The sequence below is a fragment of the Nocardia spongicola genome (genome assembly GCF_047200775.1).
Classification (GTDB): Bacteria; Actinomycetota; Actinomycetes; order Mycobacteriales; family Mycobacteriaceae; genus Nocardia.
Map to the genome: position 1 here is coordinate 224614 of NZ_JBJZOO010000002.1, position 22528 is coordinate 247141.

Below are 22528 nucleotides of genomic sequence, written 5' to 3' on the forward strand. Positions count from 1 at the left end.
GCCGCCGACGGTGCGACAGCCGGATTAGCATCGTCGGAGTGAATCACCCAGTGTCGGATACGACGGAGCACGACCTACCCGGGCCGACGGAGTGGGGTACGCATCCCAACGGTGTCGGCCCGTGGGCCACTGAGCACACCTCGCCACCGCCCGCGGATCCGCGCCTGGACCCAGAATTGCTGGCCGATGGCGACCGCCGCAATGTGGTCGATGCCTACCGGTACTGGACTCGTGAGGCGATCATCGCCGATATCGATCGGCGCAGGCATCCGTTCCACGTCGCCATCGAGAATTTCGGGCACGATGCGAATATCGGCACGGTGGTCCGTACGGCCAACGCCTTCGCCGCCGCGGCCGTGCACATTGTCGGCAGGCGGCGCTGGAATCGCCGTGGGGCCATGGTGACCGATCGCTACCAGCACATCGAGCACCACACCGATATCGGCGAGTTGCTGGCTTTCAGTCAACGCCGCGGGCTCACGGTGGTCGCTGTGGACAATGTGCCCGGCGCGGTCCCGCTGGAGACAGCCCGGTTGCCGCGCGAGTGCCTGCTGCTGTTCGGTCAGGAAGGCCCCGGTGTCACCGAGCACGCCAAACAGGCCGCCACCATGACGGTGTCGATCGCACAGTTCGGTTCCACCCGCAGCATCAACGCCGGTGTCGCCGCGGGGATCGCGATGCACGCCTGGATTCGGCAGCACGCCGATCTGGCAAAAGCCTGGTGAACATCAGGTCCCCAGATTCGCCTCGCCCACATGACAAATTATCCGCGTGAATCCGTTACATCCTGGCACCATTGACCCATGACCTCGCGGAGCGACGATATCGAGGTGCCGCGCGCGAAGCAGGCCGGTCCCACCGCCGCGGTACCGCATTCGCCTGCCGGATACCTGCGGGCGGTCCGGGAGACGACCGCGGCGGCGACGCTGTGGTCCGAACGAGCCGATATGGCCGAATCCGCGATCATCTCACGTCATCTCCGTGCGCTGTGGGCCCTGCCGGGCACAGCGCTCGGTGTAGTCGGCTGGCCCGCCACCAAGCGTGAGCGGCTCTTCGGTTCATGGCACTACTGGTGGCAGGCGCATCTGATCGATTGCGCGACCGATGCCGCCAATCGTGTGCCGACGCCGATGCGACGCAAGCGCATCACCGAACTGGTGCACGCACTTCGCATCCGTAACCTGACCGGCTGGACCAACCGCTATTTCGATGACATGGCCTGGCTGGCCATCGCACTGGAACGTGCCGAGCGCACCCAGGGTACGGAAGTGCGCAGCGCGCTGATCGCACTGGAGCGAGCACTCTACGAGGGCTGGGAGCCGCAGACCGGAGGTGGTCTGCCTTGGCGCGTCGGTTCGGACTACTTCAATACGCCCGCCAACGGTCCCGCCGCCATCGCACTGTTGCGCCTCGGCCGGATCCAGCGCGCACAGGAGATGGCCGACTGGCTGGACGCGACCTTGCGCGACCAGGAGACCGGATTGATGCTGGACGGTATCCATCTGCCTTCCGGTGTGGTCGAGCGTCCCGTCTTCACCTACTGCCAGGGTGTGGTGCTCGGTTTGGAGACCGAGCTGGCCGTGCAGACCGGCGAGATCAGACATACCGAACGGGTGCACCGGCTGCTCGCCGCTGTCGAAGAGCACCTGACCACCAGGAGCGTTGTGACCGGGGGCGGCACCGGCGACGGCGGTCTGTTCAACGGCATCCTGGTCCGCTATCTGGCGTTGGTAGCGGTGATGCTGCCCGGCGAAGGCCGGGCACAACTGGCCGATCGCCGCGCCGCGGCCGCGATTGTGCGCGCATCGGCCGCGGCGGCGTGGGAGAACCGGTTGGAGGTGGAGGGGGAGCCGCTGTTCGGACATGACTGGAGCAAGCCGGCGCAACTGCCCTGCGGCGTCGCCGGATCAGGCTTTCTCACCTCCGGTGGTGCGGTGAGTTCCGCGCGGGTGCCCGAACGTGACCTATCGGTGCAGCTGTCCGGCTGGCTGCTCATGGAGGCGGCCCACCGGGTCAGCGCGGCGGGCCTGTGATCGTGGCTCAGCTCTCCTGGTGCAGCGCGGCGGCCGGTGTGGTTTCCACCGTGAAGTCTTCGGCAGGCTGGGACATTTCCTGCCGGTAGTGCCGTATGCCGAGTATGGTGCCGATGATCAGGCCCGCCACCAGAATGCCGATTACGAGCGGCATCAGCCAGGGCACTCGTTGCAGGAAGCCACCCGCGTAATAACCGGCCAGCAGCAGTACCGGTGCCCAGACGATCGCGCCGATGGTACTGGCCACGGTGAACCTGGTGTGGTCCATCCGCGCTGCACCCGCGACCGTCGGACACAAAGTGCGTACCCACGGAATCCACCGGGCGATCAGTACCGCGACGAATCCGTGCCGATGGAGCAATTCCGCCACCCGCTGCAGATTTTGCACGTTGATGTACTTGCCGCCTTTACGAGCTACCAGATGGTGGCCGGTGCGATGCCCGATCGCATATCCGACCTGGTTGCCCGCGATGGCCGCCACCATCGCACCCAGCGATAGCGCCCACACGTGTTTCTCGCCGGAAGCGTGCGACGCCATCACGATGCCCGCGGTGATGAGCATGGAGTCACCCGGCAGGAACAATCCCAGGATCACCGCGCATTCCAGGAAGACGAAGGTCAGCACTATCGTCCAGACGAGTGCTGGCCCCGCTGACATCAGGGGATCAAAACTGCCCACCGCTAAGGGTGGCGATGCCGTCGACACCGGCTCAGCGAGTGGGCTCGCCGGTCGAAGCGGTCAGCTCGGACTCGGGTGTGCCTGGCTCTGGTGTCTTGCGGTCGAGCAGTTTCCGCGCCACCGCGGTGATGCCGGGCAGAATCGACACGAAGACGATGAGCAGGAAGATCGCTTCGATGTTGTCACGGATGAACGCGACATTGCCCAAGAAGTAGCCGAGCACTGTGACCCCGCCACCCCAGAGCAGCGCTCCGACGATATCGAATGCGACGTACCGGCGATAATTCATCTCGGACACACCGGCCAGTACCGGCATGAAGGTGCGCACGATCGGGACGAAACGGGCGATGATGATCGTCTTGGGACCGTGTTTTTCGAAGAACTCATGTGTCTGTGTCACATAGTGCTTCTTGAAGAACCGGGTGTCTTCCTTGTGGAACAGCGCGGGCCCGATCTTCCTGCCGATCCAGTACGCGCATTGGTCGCCCGCGAATGCGACCACGACGGTGGCGGGCACCAGTACCCAGATGCTTACCGGCGGGTCCGGTTGCGCTGCCAGCAGACCACCGGTGAACAGGAGTGAGTCGCCAGGCAGGATCGGGAACAGCAGACCGGTCTCGATGAAGACGATCGCCAGGATTGCCGGGAGTACCGCGTTCTTCAGCCATGTCTCCGTGAGCAGGTGCATCGGATCGAGCAACTCGGTAAGTGCGAGGTTGCTCGTCACCGATTCTGTGGCTGCCTGCAGAATCACGTGGTCTCCTGTCCCGACTCAGCCGGCCTGCCCGCGTGTCACCGCCTCGGAAGCTGCCAGCGCAAATTACCGGCCCCACAGTACCGGTTTTCCGGGCGGATGCTCATGTCGTGTACGAAAACCTTGTCCACCAACTGCGCACTCCGTCCCTGTGTACCAGGTGAAATGGTCCTGCCTTAGGGTAAGGGCTGACAAAATAGGTCGATAAAACAGGTCTTTGCCGCAACGACCCCGCTGCGATAAAGCCCCTGCCGCGACAACGCCCTGCTGCAACAATACGGAGGTCTTACTGTGCCCATCGCGACTCCGGAGGTCTACGCCGAGATGCTCGGTCGGGCCAAAGCCAACTCCTTCGCCTTCCCCGCCATCAACTGCACCTCGTCGGAGACGATCAATGCGGCCATCAAGGGTTTCGCGGATGCGGGCAGTGACGGCATCATCCAGTTCTCCACCGGTGGCTCGGAGTTCGGCTCCGGCCAGGGAGTGAAGGATATGGTCACCGGCGCGGTCGCGTTGGCCGAGTTCGCGCATGTGGTCGCGGCCAAGTACGACGTGACCATCGCGCTGCACACCGATCACTGCCCCAAGGACAAGCTGGACAGCTTCGTTCGTCCACTGATCGCGATCTCCCAGGAGCGGGTCGCCGCAGGCCGGAACCCGTTGTTCCAGTCGCATATGTGGGACGGTTCCGCGATTCCGATCGACGAGAACCTCGAGATCGCCAAGGAGCTGCTGAAGGCCACGCACGCGGCCAACATCATCCTCGAGGTCGAGATCGGTGTGGTCGGCGGTGAAGAGGACGGTGTCGAGGCCGAGATCAACGAGAAGCTCTACACCTCGCCAGAGGATTTCGAGAAGACCATCGACGCGCTCGGCGCGGGTGAGAACGGCAAATATCTGCTCGCGGCCACTTTCGGCAATGTGCACGGGGTGTACAAGCCGGGCAATGTGGTGCTCGAGCCGGAGGTGCTGGCCGAGGGGCAGCGTGTCGCCGCGGCCAAACTGGGCTTGGCTGCCGAAGCTCAGCCGTTCGACTTCGTCTTCCACGGTGGTTCGGGCTCGCTGAAGTCCGAAATCGAGGACTCGCTGCGCTACGGTGTGGTGAAGATGAACGTCGACACCGACACCCAGTACGCGTTCACCCGGCCGGTCGCCGGGCATATGTTCGCCAACTACGACGGCGTGCTGAAGATCGACGGTGAGGTGGGCAACAAGAAGACCTACGATCCGCGCAGCTACCTGAAGAAGGCCGAAGTGTCGATGGCGGCGCGGGTGCTCGAGGCGTGCAACGATCTGAAATCCGCCGGACGTTCGATCAGCGCCTGATCCGGTAACCCTGCCGTACTGCCCTGATGCACTCGGTATCCAGCGAGTGCATCAGGGCGAGGTCGGCTAGCGCAGCCTGACCTCGGCCAGCGCGCGGCCGAACAGCTTACGGCCTGCCGAGGTACCGCCGAGCATGATGGTCGCGGTCCGCGTATCCGGATCCAGTGACTTGATCCGGCCGGTGAACTCCACGGTGCTCGCCGCATCGGCGGCTACTGGGACGAAGCCGGAAAAGCGCACACTGAACTTCCGGATGGCAGTGGGATCGCCCAGCCAGGAAGTGAGATAGCCGCTTGCCAGGCCCATGGTCAGCATGCCGTGCGCGACTACGGTCGGCAGCCCGACCAGCTGTGCGGCGTAGTCGCTGAAGTGGATGGGGTTGGCATCGCCGGAGACACCCGCGTAATTGGCCAGATCACCGCGGGTCAGCCGGAAGATGCCGCCGGGTAGCTGGTCGCCGGGGGCCAGCTCATCGAACGCGGGCAGCGTGTGCACCGGGATGTTCTCGTAGTGGGCAGGCTCGGTCAGCGGGCTGCTGTCGAGCGGGATCAGGGTATCGTCGTGCGGAAGCGTGGCCGTGTCGGATTCGGCCGGGCGCCCCTGCATCATGATGTTCTCGATCACGTCGGTCATATTGGCGTCGACTTCGGCGCCACGGCGTGCGGCGATGGTGGTCGACCCGACGATGGCGATCTCGTCGTGCTGGTTGCTCAGCGCGAACCGCACTACCAGGAAATCGTTATCGCCGAAGCGGCGAATCGATTCGATCGCGATCTCGCTGTGGATCCGGTCACCGGCCAGAATCGGCCGGTAGCTTTCGAAGATTTGATCGGTTTGCAGGAACTGGGACAGGTCGTAATCGGCGAGCACCGAGTCGAGCAGTGCCCTGGTCCCGGTCATCCCGATCACCGATGCGAACGTCGGCGGCGCGATGATCGCGGGATAGCCGAGTGCGTGTGCGCTATCGCCCTGATGATGCGCCGCGTGGTGGTTCTGCACCGCGCGCGCGAACTCGCGGACCTTTTCCCGGCCGACTTCGTAGTGATCGCGTATCCGGAATCGCTGTCCAGCGGGCGTCGCCGGAACCTTGTCGGTATCCGGCTGCGCCATCGTTTGATGCCTGCTCATGATCCGGGTCATGCTACTGAGGACCTCGAGCATTGACCAGTATGTGTGACCGGTGCTACCAGCGGGGAGAGCGTGTTCCGGTGTCCGGTGCTGTGCCTATTACGTACTGGAGGGCGGGTCGCAGACTTTCCATCCGGTATCGGTGCGTTGCAGGTCGAATGTGCGCGCGGACCGTTTCGCCGGGTCGGCTTCGGTGTACACGGTGGCTTGGGCGATAGCGGTGTCGTCGGTGATGCGGATCGCATCGATGCTGTCGACCACCGGAATGTTCTTACGCTCGGCTGACAGCTGGTGCACGCTCGCGAATTGGTCGTCGGGGATCCCTTGATAGAAGTCGTGCAAAGGACCACAGGTGGTTTCGCGCAGTCCGGCCAGATCACCGGTTTCCAATGCGGCGGTGTAGTCGGTGATGGCGGTTCGCACCTGTGCCTCGGGGGAGTTGTCATCGGTGCGTGTGACGAGCACCACCACTATCGTGATCAGAAAGACCAGCAGCGTGGCGGCCGCGCCGACGGCAAGCAGCCATCGTTTGGGGCCGGTGGGAGCGGTAGCTGCCGCCGCGTCGCCGGGCTGTGGGGGGATGTGCTGTGGTTGCGCGATCGGCCGGGGTCGGGGTGGTCGACGTGGTCCGGCCAGTGACTGCGCGGGCACGGTGTGCTTGGTATCCGCGGGCGAGGCAGCCGTAGCGGCCTCATGCGGCCTGCCGGGAGCTGGGTGCGGCGGACGGTTCTGCTTGGCTTGGGGAGCGCGCTGCCGTGCCGCGGCCGGACCTTGCGGGCCGGACCGCTGCGGTCCCGGCGCAGCACGCGGCGTGTTCGGCGGTTTGGTGATCGGCGGCGGGCCCGGCGGTGGCGTGACCACATGATTGCTGCCCGCCCGGCGGTCCGAGGGAGGTTGTGTCGGCAGCGCGACGGTCTGCGCTTCCTGATTCTGGGGTTCTTCCGGCGGGCGCTGCTTGCGTATCTCCACGGTCGCGGCGTCCTGGCCCGGATCGTTCCGCGAGATCGCAGCCGTTTCGGCCTCGGCGCCGGCAGTATCGCCCGGTGAACGCGGCACTGCCTGGGGCGGTGTTGTTCGGGGTGGTGCGGTGTGCGGCGGTATCGGCTGAGGCGGAGTTGTCGGCTTGGGCTTCGAGTCGCGTGCGGGTGTCCCGGAGTTTCCGACCGCGGCAGCCGATCCAGGGGCAGGGGGGCGTGGCGTGCCTTCGGAGGTTTTCGCGGTTGGTCCTTGCGGTGTCGTCGGTTCTCCCGCGGCGGATCCGGGGCCGGGGGCTTTCGGATTACTCGAAGGCCCGGTCGTCGGTTCGGGGGTGGCCGCGGGGGCGTTCTTCTTCGGTGTGGGGGCCGATGAGCCCGTGGGTGCCGAGCCTGCTGTCGGAGCGCTCGCACCAGCGTCGGATTTGTCCGCCTGGTGTGGCGCCGTTCCGGTCGGTCTCCGCGCGTCACCCGAGCGCTGCGCGGTGTGGGCGATCGGCTGGGTAGGGGGCGCCGCTGGCCGCGGCGCGTTTTTCTCGGCGGCGGATGTGCCTTCGGCGGTGGTGTCGGGACCTGTCGCACCATCCGGTTCGGCGGTATCCCGCACCGGATTCTTCTCGTCCTTCTGGTCGGACACGCACACCCCTCACTCAGCGGAACTGTTGAACTCAACGGCCAGCCTATCGAGCAAATCGACCCGCGGTGCACAATGAACCGCATGACCTCGTTCGGTGACCTGCTCGGTCCGCAACCGGTATTGCTACCGGAAATCTCCGACGCCGAGGATGCCCTCGGCGACCTGACCGACCCGGTGCGGGTCGCAGCCGATCATCCAGCCGCCTCGATCGCCTGGGCTCAGCTCGCCGAGGAGGCGCTTTCCCGCGGCGCGACTCAGGACGAGCCGATCAACCACGACGTCGTCGCCGCGTACGCGTTCGCCCGCACCGGCTATCACCGTGGCCTCGACCTGTTGCGCCGGAACGGATGGAAGGGCTTCGGCCCGGTGCCGTGGAGCCACGAGCCCAACCGGGGATTCCTGCGCAGTGTCGGCGCGCTGGCCCGCGCGGCCGAGCTGATCGGTGAGAGCGACGAGTACGCGCGCTGCTTGGACCTGCTGGAAGACTGCGATCCCCGGGCAGCCGCCGAACTCGGCCTCGGCTGACTGACCGAGTAGTTGATCGACCCGAGTTCCCGCGTCGGCACCGCCCGCGCGAGTGGTATGGCCAGGCTACGTACTTCTTGGGAACGGCTGCGCCGGTCGGCATTGCCGATTCTCCAGTGCGCGGTCGCTGCCGCGCTGGCCTGGTTTCTCGCTCATCGTGTGATAGGCCACGAGCTGCCGTTCTTCGCGCCGACCGCTGCCGTGGTTTCGATCGGTATATCCTTCGGCGCCCGGCTGCGGCGCTCGGTCGAATTGGTTGTCGGCGTCGCGGTCGGTATCGGGATCGGCGACGTGTTCATCTCCCACGCCGGTACCGGGGTATGGCAGATCGCGCTGGTGGTCGCGGTCGCCATGGCCGCGGCGGTATTCCTCGACGGCGGTTCGATCATCGCCATGCAGGCGGCGGGTTCCGCGGTGTTGGTCGCTACCTTGCTGCCGCCTTCGGCGGGGGGCGGTTTCTCCAGGGTGATCGACGCCTTGGTCGGTGGTCTGGTCGGTGTGGTCGTGGTCGCCGCGATCCCGTTGCATCCGGTGCGCAGAGCCAAGACACAGGCCGCGGATATCCTCGCGGTGATGGGGACAGCGATCACCGATGCCGCCGCGGGGTTGCTCGAGCAGGATGCCGATAAGCTGCATCGTGCGCTCACCGCGGTTCGCGCCACGCAGTCGCAGATCGATTCATTGCGCGCCACCCTGGAAGGCGGCAGGGAGATCAGCCGGATCTCACCGTTGTACTGGAACTCCCGTTCGCGTCTCGAACGCATCAGAGCGACGGCCGATCCGCTGGACAACGCCGTCCGCAACACCAGGGTGCTGTTGCGCCGCTCGCTGACCCTGGTCCGCGACGACGAGATACTCCATCCCGGATTGATCGATGAGGTGGAACGACTCGGCCAAGCCGTCGACGTAGTGCGCCGGATGATGCTCGCCGATCCTGATGAGCAGCCGGACCAGGCCGAGGCAGCCAGGGTGCTTCGCTCGGTCGCCAAACGAGCGTGCCCGGAACTGGTCGAGGGGGCCGGGCTTTCGGCCCATGTCGTATTCGCGCAGGTGCGCTCGACGCTGGTCGATCTGATGCAGGTGTGCGGTATGCAGCGCATTTCGGCGATGGCTTTGCTGCCACCGACGGTCGAGAATCCTTATGTCCGACCCGAGGTCTGAGCCGTCCGGCAATGCCGTTCCGCGGATCGCGTGCCGATCGCCGATCTTGCCGGGCGGTGTCCGAGGGACTCAGGTCCAGAACCGGGTCAGGTAGTTGCCGTAGCGCGACCAATCCGATGGAACGCCGGACAATTCGAACAGTCCGTATACCGCGTCGAAGAACATCTGATTGATGGCCGGCGTGAATATCAGCGCGAACAGGATCAGCATGCCGAACGGCTTGAACTGCTCGAGTGAGCGCCTGGTGGCGTAACTCAACGACGGCTCGATGATCCCGTAGCCGTCCAGTCCCGGTATCGGGAGCAGATTCAGCAATGTCGCAGTGATCTGCAGGAAGGCAAGGAAGCTCACGCCGAACCAGAACGCGGGATGCGCCTCGGCGCTGCCGAGGGTCCGGACGATGATCAGGAGCAACACCGCGCACAGCGCGTTCACCGCAGGCCCGGCGCCGCTGATGATGCGCTGCGTGCGCGGCCCGACATGGTGGGTATGCACGTAGACGGCGCCGCCGGGCAGACCGATACCACCCAAAGCGATGAACACCATCGGCAAGACGATCGATAACAGCGGATGGCTGTACTTCAGCGGGTTCAGCGTCAGATAGCCGCGCAACTCGACCTCATGGTCGCCGGCCCGCCACGCGGTGTAGGCGTGCGCGAACTCGTGCAGGCACAGCGTGACGACCCAGCCGAACACGACGAAGACGAAGACACCTGCCTTCGCCATGGCCGAGTCCAGTGGAGCGGTCCAGGCCATGGCACCGCCTGCCGCTGTGAGGGCGATCATGAGCAGGAACACCGGGCTCGGCCGGATGGCACGCCGTCGGTGGCCTGCCGGGAACAGCGCACTCATCGCACCAGCAACCAGGGTTCGTGGTAGCGGTAGAAGCTGGAGCGCGGCACGGGGCGCTCGGCTTGGACCCCGTCCCTGGTCACCAGGGCCGCGGGGGTACCGAGCTGTACTGCTCGTCCCTCCAGCCAGCGATGTTTGCGGATGCCCTTCCGTACGGTCGCCCGCACCCCAGGCAGTTCGAGAGACGGTGAGACGAGCATGGCCGTCACCTTTCCGGAGAACAGCCTTGCTTCGTCGACATAGGCCTCGCCCTGTAGTTTCTCCGCGCCGAGACCGGTGATCACCGCGCGGCCGACGAGTACTTTGCCGAGGTCGTCCCGGATCAGCGGGGTTTCGGCGGCACGTCCTTCGATGGCTCGTTTGGCGGCGCTGTTGCCGGTGCCGGTCTGGTAGGCGCGTGCGGCGTAGGTTTTCTCGATCGGGACATAGCCGATCTCCACATGCAGCCGTTCGGTGCGCATCAGATGGGTGAGCACCGCGGCCAATGCCGCGTCATCGCCGAGCACGATCAATCGCGGCAGGCTGTCGGCGGCCAGCACAGGAAGTAGTTCGTCGATATCGGCGGGGTCGGGAATGGCGGTCGTCTGGGTGGTCGGCAGTGCCGCGAGAGCGATAGGTACTGGTGCACCGTCGCAGCGGAGAACGTGGGTACTCAAGCTGCCGTACACCCTCCTCGGTTCGAGCCGCTACCGCCGGCCCCTCGCCACCTCGGGGCGACCCGCCGTGGTTCGCCCCGGCACGCCGCGTTCCTGCCCGGCGTGCCGTGCAACCATAGCCCTGTCCGGGCGGTGGCCACACGGTTGTCGAGCCTACGACGAGATCCGATGCGATGCCGCCTCGGGCGGATCGGCTAGACTGTGCTTCCGGCCACTGCCTCAGTACGGCAGGTAGCTGCAACACGTCACTGTTGCCTGTCGAATCGTAGGAGACACGACCATGCCGGCAATCGTCCTGATCGGCGCTCAATGGGGCGACGAGGGAAAGGGCAAAGCAACTGATCTGCTCGGCGGCCGGGTGCAATGGGTGGTTCGCTATCAGGGCGGGAACAACGCGGGACATACCGTGGTGCTGCCCAATGGCGACAACTTCGCGCTGCATCTGATTCCGTCCGGCATTCTCACTCCAGGGGTGACGAACGTTATCGGCAACGGTGTCGTCATCGACCCCGGTGTGCTGCTCACCGAGCTGGCAGGTCTGGAAGAGCGGGGCGTCGACACCTCGGGCCTGCTGCTGTCGGCCGACGCGCATCTGATCATGCCGTACCACGTGGCCATCGATAAGGTCACCGAACGCTTCCTCGGGAGCAAGAAGATCGGCACCACCGGCCGGGGCATCGGTCCGTGCTATCAGGACAAGGTCGCTCGCGTCGGTGTGCGTGTGGCGGATGTGCTCGATGAGAAGATCCTCACCCAGAAGGTCGAGGCCGCGCTGGAGTTCAAGAATCAGGTGCTGGTCAAGATCTACAACCGCCGTGCGCTGGATCCGCAGCAGGTGGTCGATGAGGTCCTCACCCAGGCCGAGAGCTTCGCGCACCGCATCGCCGACACCAGGTTGCGATTGAATCTGGCGCTGGAACGTGGTGAGACGGTGCTGCTGGAGGGCTCACAGGGCACCCTGCTGGATGTGGATCACGGCACCTATCCGTACGTCACCTCGTCGAACCCGACCTCGGGTGGCGCGGCGGTCGGTGCTGGGATCGGGCCGACCAAGATCAACACGGTGCTCGGCATCCTCAAGTGCTACACCACCAGAGTCGGTTCCGGTCCGTTCCCGACCGAACTGTTCGACGAGTCCGGCGCCTATCTGGCCAAGACCGGCGGCGAGGTGGGCGTCACCACCGGTCGCGCCAGGCGCTGCGGCTGGTTCGACGCGGTGATCGCCCGCTACGCCACCAGGGTCAACGGCATCACCGACTACTTCCTCACCAAGCTGGACGTACTCTCCGGTTTGGATACGGTGCCGATCTGCGTGGCCTACGAGATCGATGGAAAGCGGATCGAGCAGATGCCGACCACGCAGACCGAGTTCCACCATGTGAAGCCGATCTACGAACACCTGCCCGGATGGTGGGAGGACATCTCCGGCGCGCGGACCTACGAAGAATTGCCTGCCAATGCTCGGGCATATGTGGAGCGGCTGGAAGAGCTCTCCGGTGCCCGTATCTCTTGTATCGGCGTCGGCCCCGGCCGGGATGAGACGATCGTCCGGCACGATGTTCTCGCCTAGTACGGTGCGAGTTTCCGCTCGCACAGCGGAGACGCGGCGTGGATCAAGGGCATTCGCGCTATGACCGGGCTCGTTCGGCTTCGGGGCCACCGCGCCGCATCTCGCGGCTCTTTTCGGCGCGCGTTCCGTGGCCGAGCGGTTGGCCGACCTGGCTGCTCAGGTGGCCGGGAAGCTGGTGCGGGTGCATCCAGAGCGGAGATGAGTCCAGAGCGTAGATAGGGTGGCTATGCGATCGAATGTCTTGCTGTGCGTGGTATCGGTCGGTATGGCTCTGGTTGCCGGGTGTTCGGAAGGGCAGCAGGCACCGGTCACCGGTTCGGTGCGGCTTTCGGCGACGATGGTGCCGCCGGAATCGGAAACCACATCGGAACGCGGTGCCAGGATCAGGCGGCAGCTTATCGAGCTCGGCTGCTCGTCGAACTCGTGTATCCAGACCTATTTCGGTTGCGCTGATGGGTATATCACAGGGAAAGCCTGCGATTTCTACCGCGAGCACCCGATCGATTGAGCTGCACCCGCTGCCCGCTGCCCGCTGCCCGCTGCCCGCTGCCCGCTGCCCGCCGGGCGCAGGCGGTGGTGTCGTGGAGCGTGGGTCAGAACAGCGTGGGCTCGCCGAAGCCAGGTGTGCGCTCGATGGTCAAAAGCCGCTGCTTGGTGTTGATTCCGCCGGGGGCGGAGAATCCGTGCAGTGCGTGATCGGCCGCGAGCACCCGGTGGCACGGGATGATGAGCGGAATCGGATTGCGGCCGAGCGCTTGTCCGACTGCCTGGGCGGCGCCCGGCGCGCGCACGCGGTCGGCGACTTGACCGTAGCTGAGGGTATGACCGGGATCGATAGCACGGGTCACGGTGTAGACCGCGCGATGGAATGCCGGAATGCCACCGGTATCCACAGGTATCCAGCGGAGATCGTCGAGCTCTCCCGCGAGATGGGCACGGATGGCTGTGATGGCCTCGGTGAGCACACCGGGGAGTGGTCTTTCGTGCAGCTCGTCATCCGGATACCCGGTGCCGCGGATGAGGTGCGCGCGCGTCGTATCCGGATCGGCCTCCGGAAGCTGGAAACGGATCACCGCTTCTTCCCGCCAGGCGATCGCGCAATGGCCGATCGCGGTGTCGAACAGTGCCGCAGCGGTCCGGGTCGGCACTAGGGGATGGCCATCTGCTCTCGGTGCCGGGGTAGGACCCGTGGCATCGGTGACCGAACAAGCAGCCGTGGTGGCGTCACGCATAGTGCAAGTGTGCACGGTGCGACCGACCTGTTCGACTGTGGCCAGTCCAGTTAAGTCAAACTGGCCTTTAATGCAGCTGTGCTGTGCTGATCAGATGCTCGATCGCATGACTGATCGGGTGTGTGATCGCATGCCACGCTGACTAGGAGCGCCGCGCTCTGGTGCGTACCGCGGTGCCTGTCTGCCGATGGCATACCGAGCGTCGGCGCCGGCCCGGTTCGTGTGGGGGCAGGAGGTTCCGCACTTACCGGTATGGCCGGTTTCCTACGGGGCGCATTCGGATCCGGAACGGTGGCGCGAGCATGGATCGCGGCGAGATCGGAGTACTGGCGTCGGCGGTCGTAGTACGAGTAGGACGGGTCGGGGAGCAGGGCCCCCGGATGGAAGCGTTCGATCCGGAAGGCGCTCGCGGGGCGGTTCGCCATCGTGCGATAGACCGGATAGCCGGAAAGGGCGAGCAGGAACAGCGTGGTGAGGGCGGTCATGCTGTCAGCGTGCGCGTTACTGGCCTTGCCGAGAAATATCCAATCAGCGGATACTGGCCTTTATGGCGATGAGAGTGATCGGCGCGGGCAGCCTGGCCCGTGATTTGGGCCAGTGGCGCCAGCGCGGCGGCGAACCGGATTCCGCGGTCCGGCGGTCCGCTCGGCCGGTATATCAGGCACTGGCCGAAGGCGTCCGGTTGCTGATCCACGATGGCCGGGCGCCGTTGGGCGTCGCCTTGCCGAGTGAACGTGATCTCGCCGCCGTACTCGGTGTCAGCCGCACCACCATCACATCCGCATATGCGCTGTTACGGGAACACGGTTACCTGATCAGTCGTCAGGGTTCACGCAGCACCGTGGCACTACCGCGCGATGTGCAGCACGACGGCAGCAAACCGGCTAGGAGCATTCTGGCCGTTATGCCCCTGCCCGAGCTGCCCACCGTGGATATGACCTACGCCGCCATGGATGCTCCTCCCGAGATGAGCGAGGCGTATTCCACCGCACTGGAAGGGATTCCGGCCTACCTCGGTACGCATGGTATGGACCCGGTCGGCGTGCTCGCACTGCGTCGAGCGATCGCGCACCGCTACACCGAGCGTGGTCTGCCGACAGATCCGGACCAGATCCTGGTGACCCTCGGCGCCCAGCACGGCCTGCGCCTGCTGTTGAATGTGCTCACCGCGCCCGCCTCCCGGGTACTCATAGAGCACCCAACCTACCCCAATGCCATCGAGGCGATTCGTGATGTCGGTGCCCGTCCGGTACCGGTGCCATTGCGTCCGGAAGATCAGGCATGCGGCTGGGACCTCGAAGGTATCCGCAGCGCTGCCAGGCAAACCGCAGCGTCCCTGGCTTATCTGGTGCCGGATTACAACAACCCGACCGGCCTGCTGCTCGACGCCGAGGGCCGGGCCGAGCTGGCCGCCATCGCGAGGGAGACCAGGATGACCGTGGTGGTCGACGAATCCATGGCGGATCTCGGGCTAGACGCGGAAGATCCGCCGCCTCCGGTCGCGGCCTTTGCCAAGGGCGCCGAGATCGTTTCGATCGGCTCGGCCTCGAAATCGTTCTGGGGTGGTCTTCGTGTCGGTTGGATTCGCACCAACCAGGCGCTGATCACCAAGCTGCTCGGTATTCGCTCCACAGTCGATCTCGGCACTCCGGTGATGGACCAGCTGGCCACCGTGTACCTGCTCGAGCATGCCGACCTCATTCTCGAGCCTCGCCGCGAGCGATTGCGTTCGCAGCGGTCCGCGCTACTGGGTGCGCTCGCCGAGGAACTGCCGGAGTGGTGCATCACTCCTGGAGTAGGCGGTATGTCGGTATGGGCGCAGCTTCCTGCTCCGGTTTCCACCGCTTTGGCCGCCACCGCCCCGAATCACGGCGTACTTCTCGCCGCAGGACCGAGATTCGGTGTGCAGGGCGCGTTCGAGCGTTTCCTGCGGTTGCCGTTCTCGCATCGGGAACCCGAATTGCGGTTGGCGGTGAAGGCCATCGCCTCTGCCTATGCGACGCTGACGCCGCGTGCTGTCGCACCGCTGACGCCACTGACCTGTTACTGAACAGCTCGCTGCGGCGGCGTGCCCACGCGGAGTAATGCGGAGGCCTGCGGCGGCACTTCTTCCCCTGCGCCGACGAGTGCGATCGACCGCCCACCCCTCGAGGTCGGTCTCTTCGGGTGCTCGGCGGTGCACGGAAGTGACATACCGTCGAGGCCTCCACCTCGAGCGGCGGTCGATTCGCGGACCGGATGTTCGCCGGTCGATGTGGGCTGTGCGTGCAGCCGCCTGCTCGCGGACAGTATGGCAGGCGAACCACGGAAGTGTCGAACCGGTTGGTTTGTTACTCCGGGGATTACCACATCGATCGTGGATCGCCACGGCGGTGCTCAGGACCGCCGATCGAGTGTTCAGTCGGCCCAGACCGATTCGATGGGGGTGGCGGTGGTCGGCGGTGCGGCGGGAATCTCGTTGGGCGTACGGGAGAATCGCGGCGCCGGAGCATGCTGGGTGATGTCCTCCAGCTCGATCAGCGAACCGCGGGCCACGATATGTTCGTCGTGCGTCGCCTCCGTGAAGGTGAGCACCGGTGAGACACAGGCATCGGTACCTGCGAAGATTTGCGTCCACTCCTCGCGCGTCTTGGCCCGGAAGCGCTCGGTGAACAGCTTCCGCAGGGTGTCCTGCCCCGCTGGGTCGAGCTGATAAGGCAGACCTTCCGGATCGATCTCCAGGCCTGCGAGCAGTTGCGCGTAGAACTGCGGCTCGATCGCGCCGACCGCCATGTACTTACCGTCGGCGGTTTCATAGGTGTCGTAGAACGCCATCCCGGTATCGAGCAGGTTCACGCCACGCTCCTCGGACCAAGCGCCATAGCCGCGCATACCCCAGATCATGTGCGAAAGGGCAAGGGCGCCATCGACCATGGCCGCGTCGACCACCTGGCCTTCGCCGGAGCTCTGTCGTTCGATCAACGCGGCGAGAATGCCGAACACAAGGAACATCGAGCCACCGCCGAAATCGCCGACCATATTCAGCGGCGGGACCGGACGCTCGCCCTTGCGGCCGATGGCATGCAGTACACCGGTGCGCGAGATGTAGTTGATGTCGTGCCCGGCGCGGTCGGCCAGCGGCCCCTCTTGTCCCCACCCGGTCATCCGGCCGTAGACCAGGCGCGGATTGCGGGCGAGCGCGTCGTCCGGTCCGAGGCCCATCCGTTCGGTGACACCGGGACGGAAGCCCTCGATCAGAACATCCGCCCGCTCGATCAGCCGCAGTACCTTCGCGATATCAGCCGGGTCCTTGAGGTCGGCCTCGACGATGGTCCTGCCCCGCAGCTGCGGCCTGCTGAACCCGCCGGGCAACTGCCCTGCGCGCTGTACCCGCACCACGTCGGCGCCCAGATCGGCGAGCAGTAGCGCGGCGTGCGGACCGGGGCCGATACCGGCCAGCTCGATGACCTTGATGCCCGCGAGCGGGCCCTGTGCGGCGGTGGATGGAGTGCTCACGCCTTACCTCGGTTCGTCGTTGATCCCACGCACCGGCGGTCGGTGCGACCCCAGACACAATCGGGGTGTATTGACAGTATGACAATAACGCGAGATGGGGTCGGTAGTTGTGCCTGAAACAGTCTCGGCTACGCCGACCAGCAGGTACTGTGCCAGGCGACACACTTGTGTGCAGGGGGTTGTTTCCAAGATGCGCTTTATCGTTCAGAATGGCCCGATGAGAGCAGATCGACCACGGTCGAAGAAGGGGGGTGAATCATGGCGTTTCCGGTCGATCTGACTTGCGCCCTGACAGGGGCTACGCGAGGGCAGCTTTCCTCATGGCGGAGACCGCGCAATCCGTTGCTTGTGCCCGAGTTGGGCTCCAAGCCTCGAGTGCTGTATTCGTTCCGTGACGTTGTGGCATTGCGGACGGTGGTCTACCTGCGGTCTCAGGTGCCGTTGCAACGGGTCCGAAAAGCGTTCCTGGAGCTCGCTGATATGGATCTGACCGAACATCCGTCCCGCTATCAGCTTGTATCGGATGGTGATTCGATCTTCCTGATCGACGAGCAAGGCGAAGCCACCGACCTCGTGAAGCGGCCACGGCAGCGGGTGATCGCCCAATTGGTGGAGGTGTTCGCGCCGTTCCAGAACTTCCACGGTGACCCAGTGGTCGATTTCCTGCATCCGCGACAGCGTCTGGATGTTCGTGAAGCCCGCCTGGGTGGCTGGCCTACCATCAGCGGCACTCGTGTCCCCTACGATACGATCGCGAGACTGCAACGCGGAGAGAACGGGATATCCGCGCAGGAGGTGCAGCGCTTCTATTCGGCAGTGTCCCCCGAGGCCGCGCTTGACGCCATCAGCTTTGATGAGCAGGTGAGGTCCGCGTGAGATTCTATCTCGATGCCAACGAGACAGACGCGATATTGCCCGTGCTGAGGCTGGTCTTTCCGAATCAGGTATTCCGGACTGCTGCCGAAGAAGAACTCATGGACGAGTTGGATATCCCGCTTTTCACCGAACTGAAAAGACGAGCATTCGATGCGATAATCACTCGCGACAAGAATCAGTTGGCCGACTTGGACGAGAAGAATGCGCTCCGGAACAGTGGATTGCACTGGATCGGGCACAAAGATCCGAACACCGAGGGAATCAGCATCATTACCTCATTGACTGCCGGATACCTGAGCGCCTTTCCGCACATACTCGGACACCTCGACCGTGCAACGAATCCGACGGCATTCCATGTTAAGGCAGTTGAACGAGACCCTCGTCAAAGGGTGCGGATTCGGCCGATCTAACATCCAGTTCGACCATTTGGCTTCAGCATGTCGGTAAGGCGGCCAGCGCAGTCGTGGACCGGAGTCCGGTGGGTCAGGACAGCGCTTGGTCGAGGTCGGCGAGCAAGTCTTCGACGTCCTCCAGGCCTACCGAGAGGCGGACGACGCCGTCGCTGAGGCCGATGGTGGCGCGACCTTCGGGGCCCATGGCGCGGTGGGTGGTGGTGGCCGGGTGGGTGATCAGGGTTTTGGCGTCACCGAGATTGTTGGAGATATCGATGACGCGCAGCCGGTTCAAGGTTTCGAAAGCGCGTTGCTGTGCCGCGTTTCCGGCTGCCTTCAGTTCGAAGGTGACCACGGTGCCGCCCGCGCTCATCTGGCTGGTGGCCAGTTCGTGCTGCGGATGTGATTCCAGGAATGGATATCTCACCCAGTTGACCGCCGGGTGGTTTTCCAGGAAGCGGGCGATCCGCAGTGCGGAGTCTGCCGAATGGCGCACCCGCAGCGGCATGGTTTCCAGACCTTTGAGCAGGGTCCAGGCGTTGAACGGGCTCAATGCCGGGCCGGTATGGCGCATCAGTGTTTTCACCGGCCCGCCGATGTACTCCTCGGAGCCGAGGATGGCGCCACCGAGTACCCGGCCCTGCCCATCGATGTGCTTGGTCCCCGAGTACACCACTACGTCGGCGCCGAGTTCGAAGCCGCGCTGTAGTAATGGTGTGGCGAAGACGTTGTCCAGCACTACTTTCGCGCCTGCGGCATGGGCCAGTTCGCTCACCCGGCGGATGTCGACCAGGGTCTGCATCGGATTGGCGGGGGTTTCGAAGAACACCGCCGCGGTGGGCACCGACAGCGCCTGTTCCCACTGGTCGAGGTCGTCGCCGTCGACGAAGACCGTTTCCACGCCCCAGCGCGGCAGGATCTCCTCGCACACTACGAAGCAGGAACCGAACAGACTGCGCGCGGCCACGAGGCGGTCGCCTGCGCCGAGCAGCGCGCCCAAGGCGGTGAATACCGCCGACATACCGCTCGCGGTGGCGAAACATGCCTCGGCGCCGTCGATGAGCCGCATCCGTTCCTCGAACATGGCGACTGTGGGATTGCCGTAGCGGGAGTAGACGAAGTGTTCGACCTCGCCGGTGAACGCGGCCGCGGCGGCCTCTGCGCTCTGGTAGACGAAGCCGGAGCTCAGATACAGCGCCTCGGAGGTCTCCTCGAAACCGGAACGCCGCAGTCCACCCCGCACCCCGAGCGTCGCGGGGCCGACCCCTTCTGGCAGCGGTTTATCGAATGCGCCGCCGGTGATCACGACTGCCGCCATGGCAGGCCGTCGGCGCGCCAGCCGGAGCCGCCGCGATGGCCGAATGCGTCGAGCGGGCCTTCGAAACCCTCCAGCACGTTGTAGCAGGTGCGGTAACCCGCCGCGGTGGCTGCGCTCGCCGCCCCCATCGAACGTTGGCCGGAACGACACAGGAACAGTATCGGAGCATCCGGGTTGTGGTCACCGAGCGCTTGCTTCAAGTCCTCGACGAATGTCTCGTTGCGGGCGCCGGTGAAATCGACCCACTCGACCAGCAGGGTCGGTCGGTCGATCGAACTGGTGTCGGGTACGCCGACGAACGTCCATTCGGCTGTCGTCCGTACGTCGACCAGGACGGCTTCGGGGTTGTTCAGTAACAGCTCCCAGGTCTGCCGCGGGGTGATGTCACCGGCGTAACTCATGCGCTCCTCCTGCGAATCCGCACTTGCCGTGTCCCAGATGGCGGCACGGCCAGGTCGTCACCCGGAGCACCCCACCGCGGAGGAGGGTTGCCGACCAGCAGTGCCGGGGCTTGACGCTGGTTCTCATGACCTTCGGCTGAGAGTGCACCGACCCGGGCTGCCCTGTCAACCTGTGCTGTCCGGTGCGCTGGCGCTCAGGTGGTGTGCGTGAGCGCTCAGGTGCAGACCAGCCAGGTGCCATCGGATCGGATGAGACTCCATACCGTGGTCTGCTCGGTGCCGTTGGTCTCGGTTGTCACGGTCGTCTTCCCCGTGTCACCCTCCACCACGGTGCCATCGATCTTCGTGATCTGGACAGATTTTCCGCCGCCGAGCTGCCCGGCCAGCGGTACTCGGTCGGCGTCGAAGGTTTGGCATGCGGTGCCGGGCGGGGGCACTTTGCCGGTGCGGTTGGTGCCTTCGATGAAGTTGTGCACGGCCGCGGCGATGCGGTCGGCGTCTGTGACATTTTTCTCAGTAGGCGACAGGATCATGCCGAGCACGATCGCGATGAGCACGACCAGCGCGACTGCCGCGGCCGCGAGGAACGGCGCCACGGAGGGCTTGTCGGTTTGATCGATCCGGATGTTTTCGTCCTCGCCTGCGCTCGGCTGCTGCTCGGTCATTGTTCGATGATCCCTGGTGAGCGGCGGTATCGAATACCCGACCCCGGATCGTGGCGACGGTAGGGGCGCGCGGCGTATCGGACGGCTGCTCTCGGCCTGTGCGCGTGGATACGGCATGATCGTGTCGGCCGGTCGCGCGCAGCGCGATGGTCGATGGTGTGCACCGGATGCGCATACCGGGTCGGGGCGGTAGCTATTTCCCGGATAGAATCGGGAAAAGGAGGTCGGCACAGCAAACCGGCGGCTTATCGCCATATCGAATCCGATCGCCACGGTGAACGGAGCACCGTGCGGCCCCCGGCAGGCATCCGCCCATCCGGATGCGACAGCCAGTGTGTCAACTTAGCCTAAGCTAAGTGGGACGTCATTAATTGTTTTCGACCATTGAGGGTGCGCGTAAGAGATGACCGAACAGAGTGCAGCGACCCGCCCACTCCGCGTCGCGATCGTGGGTGCCGGACCGGCCGGGATCTATGCCGCCGACGCGTTGATGAAGTCCGATGCGGAAGTGAGTATCGACCTGTTCGAGCGCATGCCCGCGCCGTTCGGGCTGATTCGCTACGGTGTGGCCCCGGATCATCCCCGGATCAAGGGCATCATCACCGCTCTGCACAAGGTCCTCGATAAACCGCAGGTGCGGTTGCTCGGCAATATCGACTACGGCACCGATATCACCCTCGACGATCTGCGTGCCTTCTACGATGCGGTGATCTTCTCCACCGGTGCCAACGCGGATCGTGCGCTGGCCATCCCCGGGATCGACCTGGATGGCTCCTTCGGTGCCGCCGACTTCGTGTCCTGGTACGACGGGCACCCGGATGTGTCGCGCACGTGGCCGCTGGAGGCGGAGAAAGTCGCGGTGCTCGGCGTCGGCAATGTCGCCCTCGACGTGGCCAGGGTGCTGGCCAAGACCGGCGACGAACTGTTGCCGACGGAAATCCCGCCGAACGTGTACCAGGGGCTGCGGGCCAATAAGGCCGTCGAGGTGCACGTCTTCGGCCGCCGCGGGCCTGCCCAGGCCAAGTTCACCCCGTTGGAACTGCGCGAGCTGGATCATTCCCCGACCATCGAGGTCATCGTCGATCCTGAGGACATCGACTACGACGAAGGCTCGGAAGCGGCGCGCAGGCATTCCAAGCAGGTCGATATGGTCGCCAATACGCTGGAGCAGTGGGCCATCCGCGATGCCGGTGATCGGCCGCACAAGCTGTTCCTGCATTTCTTCGAGTCGCCTGCCGAGGTGCTCGGGGAGGACGGCAAGGTGGTCGGTCTGCGTACCGAGCGCACGCAGCTGGACGGCACCGGGAACGTCAAGGGCACCGGCGTCTTCACCGACTGGGATGTGCAGGCGGTATACCGCGCTGTCGGTTACCTGTCGCAGAATCTGACCAGCCTGCCCTTCGATGAGCAGGCGGGTACGGTGCCGAACGAGGCGGGCCGCGTACTCGTCGACGAGGATGCCGAGGGCGCCGGGCGCTACCTGTCCGCCACCTATGTCACCGGTTGGATCAAGCGTGGTCCGGTCGGCCTGATCGGCCACACCAAAGGCGATGCCAACGAGACCATCGCCTGCCTGCTCGACGACGCCCCCGGTTTCACCCCGGCCGCGCGGCCCGATCCGGAAGCCGTTGTCGAATTCCTGGAAGGCAAGGGAATTCCCTTCACCACCTGGGCCGGGTGGTATCGCCTCGATGCCCACGAACGCTCCCTCGGCGAGCCGGAAGGGCGGGAGCGGGTCAAGGTTGTCGAGCGCGAGGACATGCTGCGCGCCAGCGAGCCGCACAAGGTCTGAGCACATCACATCGAGCGGATCCGCTGCCGTGCTGCTCTGTCCGCTGTGGCAGCGGAAAGTTC

The 22528-nt window shown here is 65.0% G+C and carries 22 protein-coding genes and 1 riboswitch; of the genes, 11 read left to right on the forward strand and 11 right to left on the reverse strand.

The features are described 5' to 3' along the window. The first annotated feature begins 38 nt into the window (after positions 1-38). The gene (locus ACL02S_RS06070) at positions 39-725 is read left to right on the forward strand and encodes a TrmH family RNA methyltransferase (protein ID WP_412801303.1); all 687 of its coding nucleotides are present in this window, start codon (positions 39-41) and stop codon (positions 723-725) included. 222 nt (positions 726-947) lie between these two features. Continuing rightward, positions 948-2033, forward strand: a complete 1086-nt coding sequence (locus ACL02S_RS06075) for a glycoside hydrolase family 76 protein (protein ID WP_412801625.1) — start codon at positions 948-950, stop codon at positions 2031-2033. A gap of 7 nt (positions 2034-2040) precedes the next feature. Here the strand turns inward: ACL02S_RS06075 and ACL02S_RS06080 are convergent, their stop codons facing one another. Together ACL02S_RS06080 and ACL02S_RS06085 are read right to left on the reverse strand one after the other, a co-directional pair. Then, positions 2041-2691 carry a DedA family protein gene (locus ACL02S_RS06080; RefSeq protein ID WP_412801304.1) on the reverse strand — a complete coding sequence of 217 codons (651 nt, stop codon included), beginning with the start codon at positions 2689-2691 and terminating at the stop codon, positions 2041-2043. A 52-nt stretch (positions 2692-2743) separates the two neighbouring features. Then, positions 2744-3400 (reverse strand): DedA family protein, encoded by a 657-nt coding sequence (locus ACL02S_RS06085; protein ID WP_412801626.1) that lies wholly within the window; start codon positions 3398-3400, stop codon positions 2744-2746. A 357-nt stretch (positions 3401-3757) separates the two neighbouring features. Between ACL02S_RS06085 and fbaA the strand changes: the two genes are divergently transcribed. Further along, on the forward strand, positions 3758-4792 hold the full coding sequence (gene fbaA, locus ACL02S_RS06090; protein ID WP_412801305.1) for a class II fructose-bisphosphate aldolase: 1035 nt from the start codon (positions 3758-3760) through the stop codon (positions 4790-4792). 66 nt (positions 4793-4858) lie between these two features. Here the strand turns inward: fbaA and ACL02S_RS06095 are convergent, their stop codons facing one another. Both ACL02S_RS06095 and ACL02S_RS06100 read right to left on the reverse strand, forming a co-directional pair. After that, the gene (locus tag ACL02S_RS06095; RefSeq protein WP_412801306.1) at positions 4859-5920 is read right to left on the reverse strand and encodes a fused (3R)-hydroxyacyl-ACP dehydratase subunits HadA/HadB; all 1062 of its coding nucleotides are present in this window, start codon (positions 5918-5920) and stop codon (positions 4859-4861) included. A gap of 99 nt (positions 5921-6019) precedes the next feature. Beyond that, positions 6020-7531, reverse strand: coding sequence for an Rv0361 family membrane protein (locus ACL02S_RS06100; protein ID WP_412801307.1), 1512 nt, complete (start codon positions 7529-7531; stop codon positions 6020-6022). 72 nt (positions 7532-7603) lie between these two features. Here ACL02S_RS06100 and ACL02S_RS06105 point away from each other — a divergent pair, with 72 nt between their 5' ends. Together ACL02S_RS06105 and ACL02S_RS06110 are read left to right on the forward strand one after the other, a co-directional pair. Beyond that, positions 7604-8056 carry a DUF3151 domain-containing protein gene (locus ACL02S_RS06105; RefSeq protein WP_412801308.1) on the forward strand — a complete coding sequence of 151 codons (453 nt, stop codon included), beginning with the start codon at positions 7604-7606 and terminating at the stop codon, positions 8054-8056. A 57-nt stretch (positions 8057-8113) separates the two neighbouring features. Further along, positions 8114-9217: an FUSC family protein gene (locus ACL02S_RS06110; RefSeq protein ID WP_412801627.1), complete on the forward strand. Its 1104-nt coding sequence runs from the start codon at positions 8114-8116 to the stop codon at positions 9215-9217. Positions 9218-9286: 69 nt separating this feature from the next. Here ACL02S_RS06110 and ACL02S_RS06115 read toward each other — a convergent pair whose 3' ends face one another. Then, positions 9287-10069 (reverse strand): site-2 protease family protein, encoded by a 783-nt coding sequence (locus ACL02S_RS06115; protein WP_412801309.1) that lies wholly within the window; start codon positions 10067-10069, stop codon positions 9287-9289. Further along, a complete protein-coding gene (locus tag ACL02S_RS06120; RefSeq protein WP_412801310.1) occupies positions 10066-10725 on the reverse strand; it encodes a hypothetical protein in 660 nt (219 codons plus the stop codon). The genes ACL02S_RS06115 and ACL02S_RS06120 overlap by 4 nt, the downstream gene beginning before the upstream one ends. 280 nt (positions 10726-11005) lie before the next feature. Between ACL02S_RS06120 and ACL02S_RS06125 the strand changes: the two genes are divergently transcribed. Together ACL02S_RS06125 and ACL02S_RS06130 are read left to right on the forward strand one after the other, a co-directional pair. Then, positions 11006-12295, forward strand: a complete 1290-nt coding sequence (locus ACL02S_RS06125) for an adenylosuccinate synthase (protein WP_412801311.1) — start codon at positions 11006-11008, stop codon at positions 12293-12295. A 220-nt stretch (positions 12296-12515) separates the two neighbouring features. Beyond that, on the forward strand, positions 12516-12803 hold the full coding sequence (locus ACL02S_RS06130) for a hypothetical protein (protein ID WP_412801312.1): 288 nt from the start codon (positions 12516-12518) through the stop codon (positions 12801-12803). Positions 12804-12888: 85 nt separating this feature from the next. Here the strand turns inward: ACL02S_RS06130 and ACL02S_RS06135 are convergent, their stop codons facing one another. Beyond that, a complete protein-coding gene (locus ACL02S_RS06135) occupies positions 12889-13527 on the reverse strand; it encodes a methylated-DNA--[protein]-cysteine S-methyltransferase (RefSeq protein WP_412801313.1) in 639 nt (212 codons plus the stop codon). 547 nt (positions 13528-14074) lie between these two features. Here ACL02S_RS06135 and yczR point away from each other — a divergent pair. Further along, positions 14075-15577, forward strand: a complete 1503-nt coding sequence (gene yczR / locus ACL02S_RS06140; protein WP_412801314.1) for a MocR-like transcription factor YczR — start codon at positions 14075-14077, stop codon at positions 15575-15577. A 347-nt stretch (positions 15578-15924) separates the two neighbouring features. Here yczR and ACL02S_RS06145 read toward each other — a convergent pair whose 3' ends face one another. After that, entirely contained in the window at positions 15925-17022 is a 1098-nt protein-coding gene (locus ACL02S_RS06145; RefSeq protein ID WP_412801315.1) for a CaiB/BaiF CoA transferase family protein, read from the reverse strand. A gap of 480 nt (positions 17023-17502) precedes the next feature. On the opposite strand from ACL02S_RS06145, the gene ACL02S_RS06150 reads away from it, so the two are divergent. Both ACL02S_RS06150 and ACL02S_RS06155 read left to right on the forward strand, forming a co-directional pair. Further along, positions 17503-17898, forward strand: coding sequence for a DUF433 domain-containing protein (locus tag ACL02S_RS06150; protein ID WP_412801316.1), 396 nt, complete (start codon positions 17503-17505; stop codon positions 17896-17898). After that, complete coding sequence (locus ACL02S_RS06155; RefSeq protein ID WP_412801317.1) at positions 17895-18308, forward strand: hypothetical protein; 414 nt, start codon at positions 17895-17897, stop codon at positions 18306-18308. The genes ACL02S_RS06150 and ACL02S_RS06155 overlap by 4 nt, the downstream gene beginning before the upstream one ends. A gap of 73 nt (positions 18309-18381) precedes the next feature. On the opposite strand, the gene ACL02S_RS06160 is transcribed toward ACL02S_RS06155, so the two are convergent. From ACL02S_RS06160 to ACL02S_RS06170, 3 genes are all read right to left on the reverse strand, one after another. Further along, entirely contained in the window at positions 18382-19608 is a 1227-nt protein-coding gene (locus ACL02S_RS06160; protein ID WP_412801318.1) for an O-succinylhomoserine sulfhydrylase, read from the reverse strand. Beyond that, positions 19593-20009 (reverse strand): rhodanese-like domain-containing protein, encoded by a 417-nt coding sequence (locus tag ACL02S_RS06165; protein WP_412801319.1) that lies wholly within the window; start codon positions 20007-20009, stop codon positions 19593-19595. Before ACL02S_RS06165 ends, ACL02S_RS06160 begins: the two co-directional genes overlap by 16 nt. A gap of 14 nt (positions 20010-20023) precedes the next feature. Next, a riboswitch (SAM riboswitch) is annotated at positions 20024-20140 on the reverse strand. An 84-nt stretch (positions 20141-20224) separates the two neighbouring features. Then, positions 20225-20674, reverse strand: a complete 450-nt coding sequence (locus ACL02S_RS06170; protein ID WP_412801320.1) for an Rv0361 family membrane protein — start codon at positions 20672-20674, stop codon at positions 20225-20227. Positions 20675-21077: 403 nt separating this feature from the next. On the opposite strand from ACL02S_RS06170, the gene ACL02S_RS06175 reads away from it, so the two are divergent. Then, positions 21078-22466, forward strand: coding sequence for an FAD-dependent oxidoreductase (locus tag ACL02S_RS06175; RefSeq protein WP_412801321.1), 1389 nt, complete (start codon positions 21078-21080; stop codon positions 22464-22466). Positions 22467-22528: the final 62 nt, after the last annotated feature.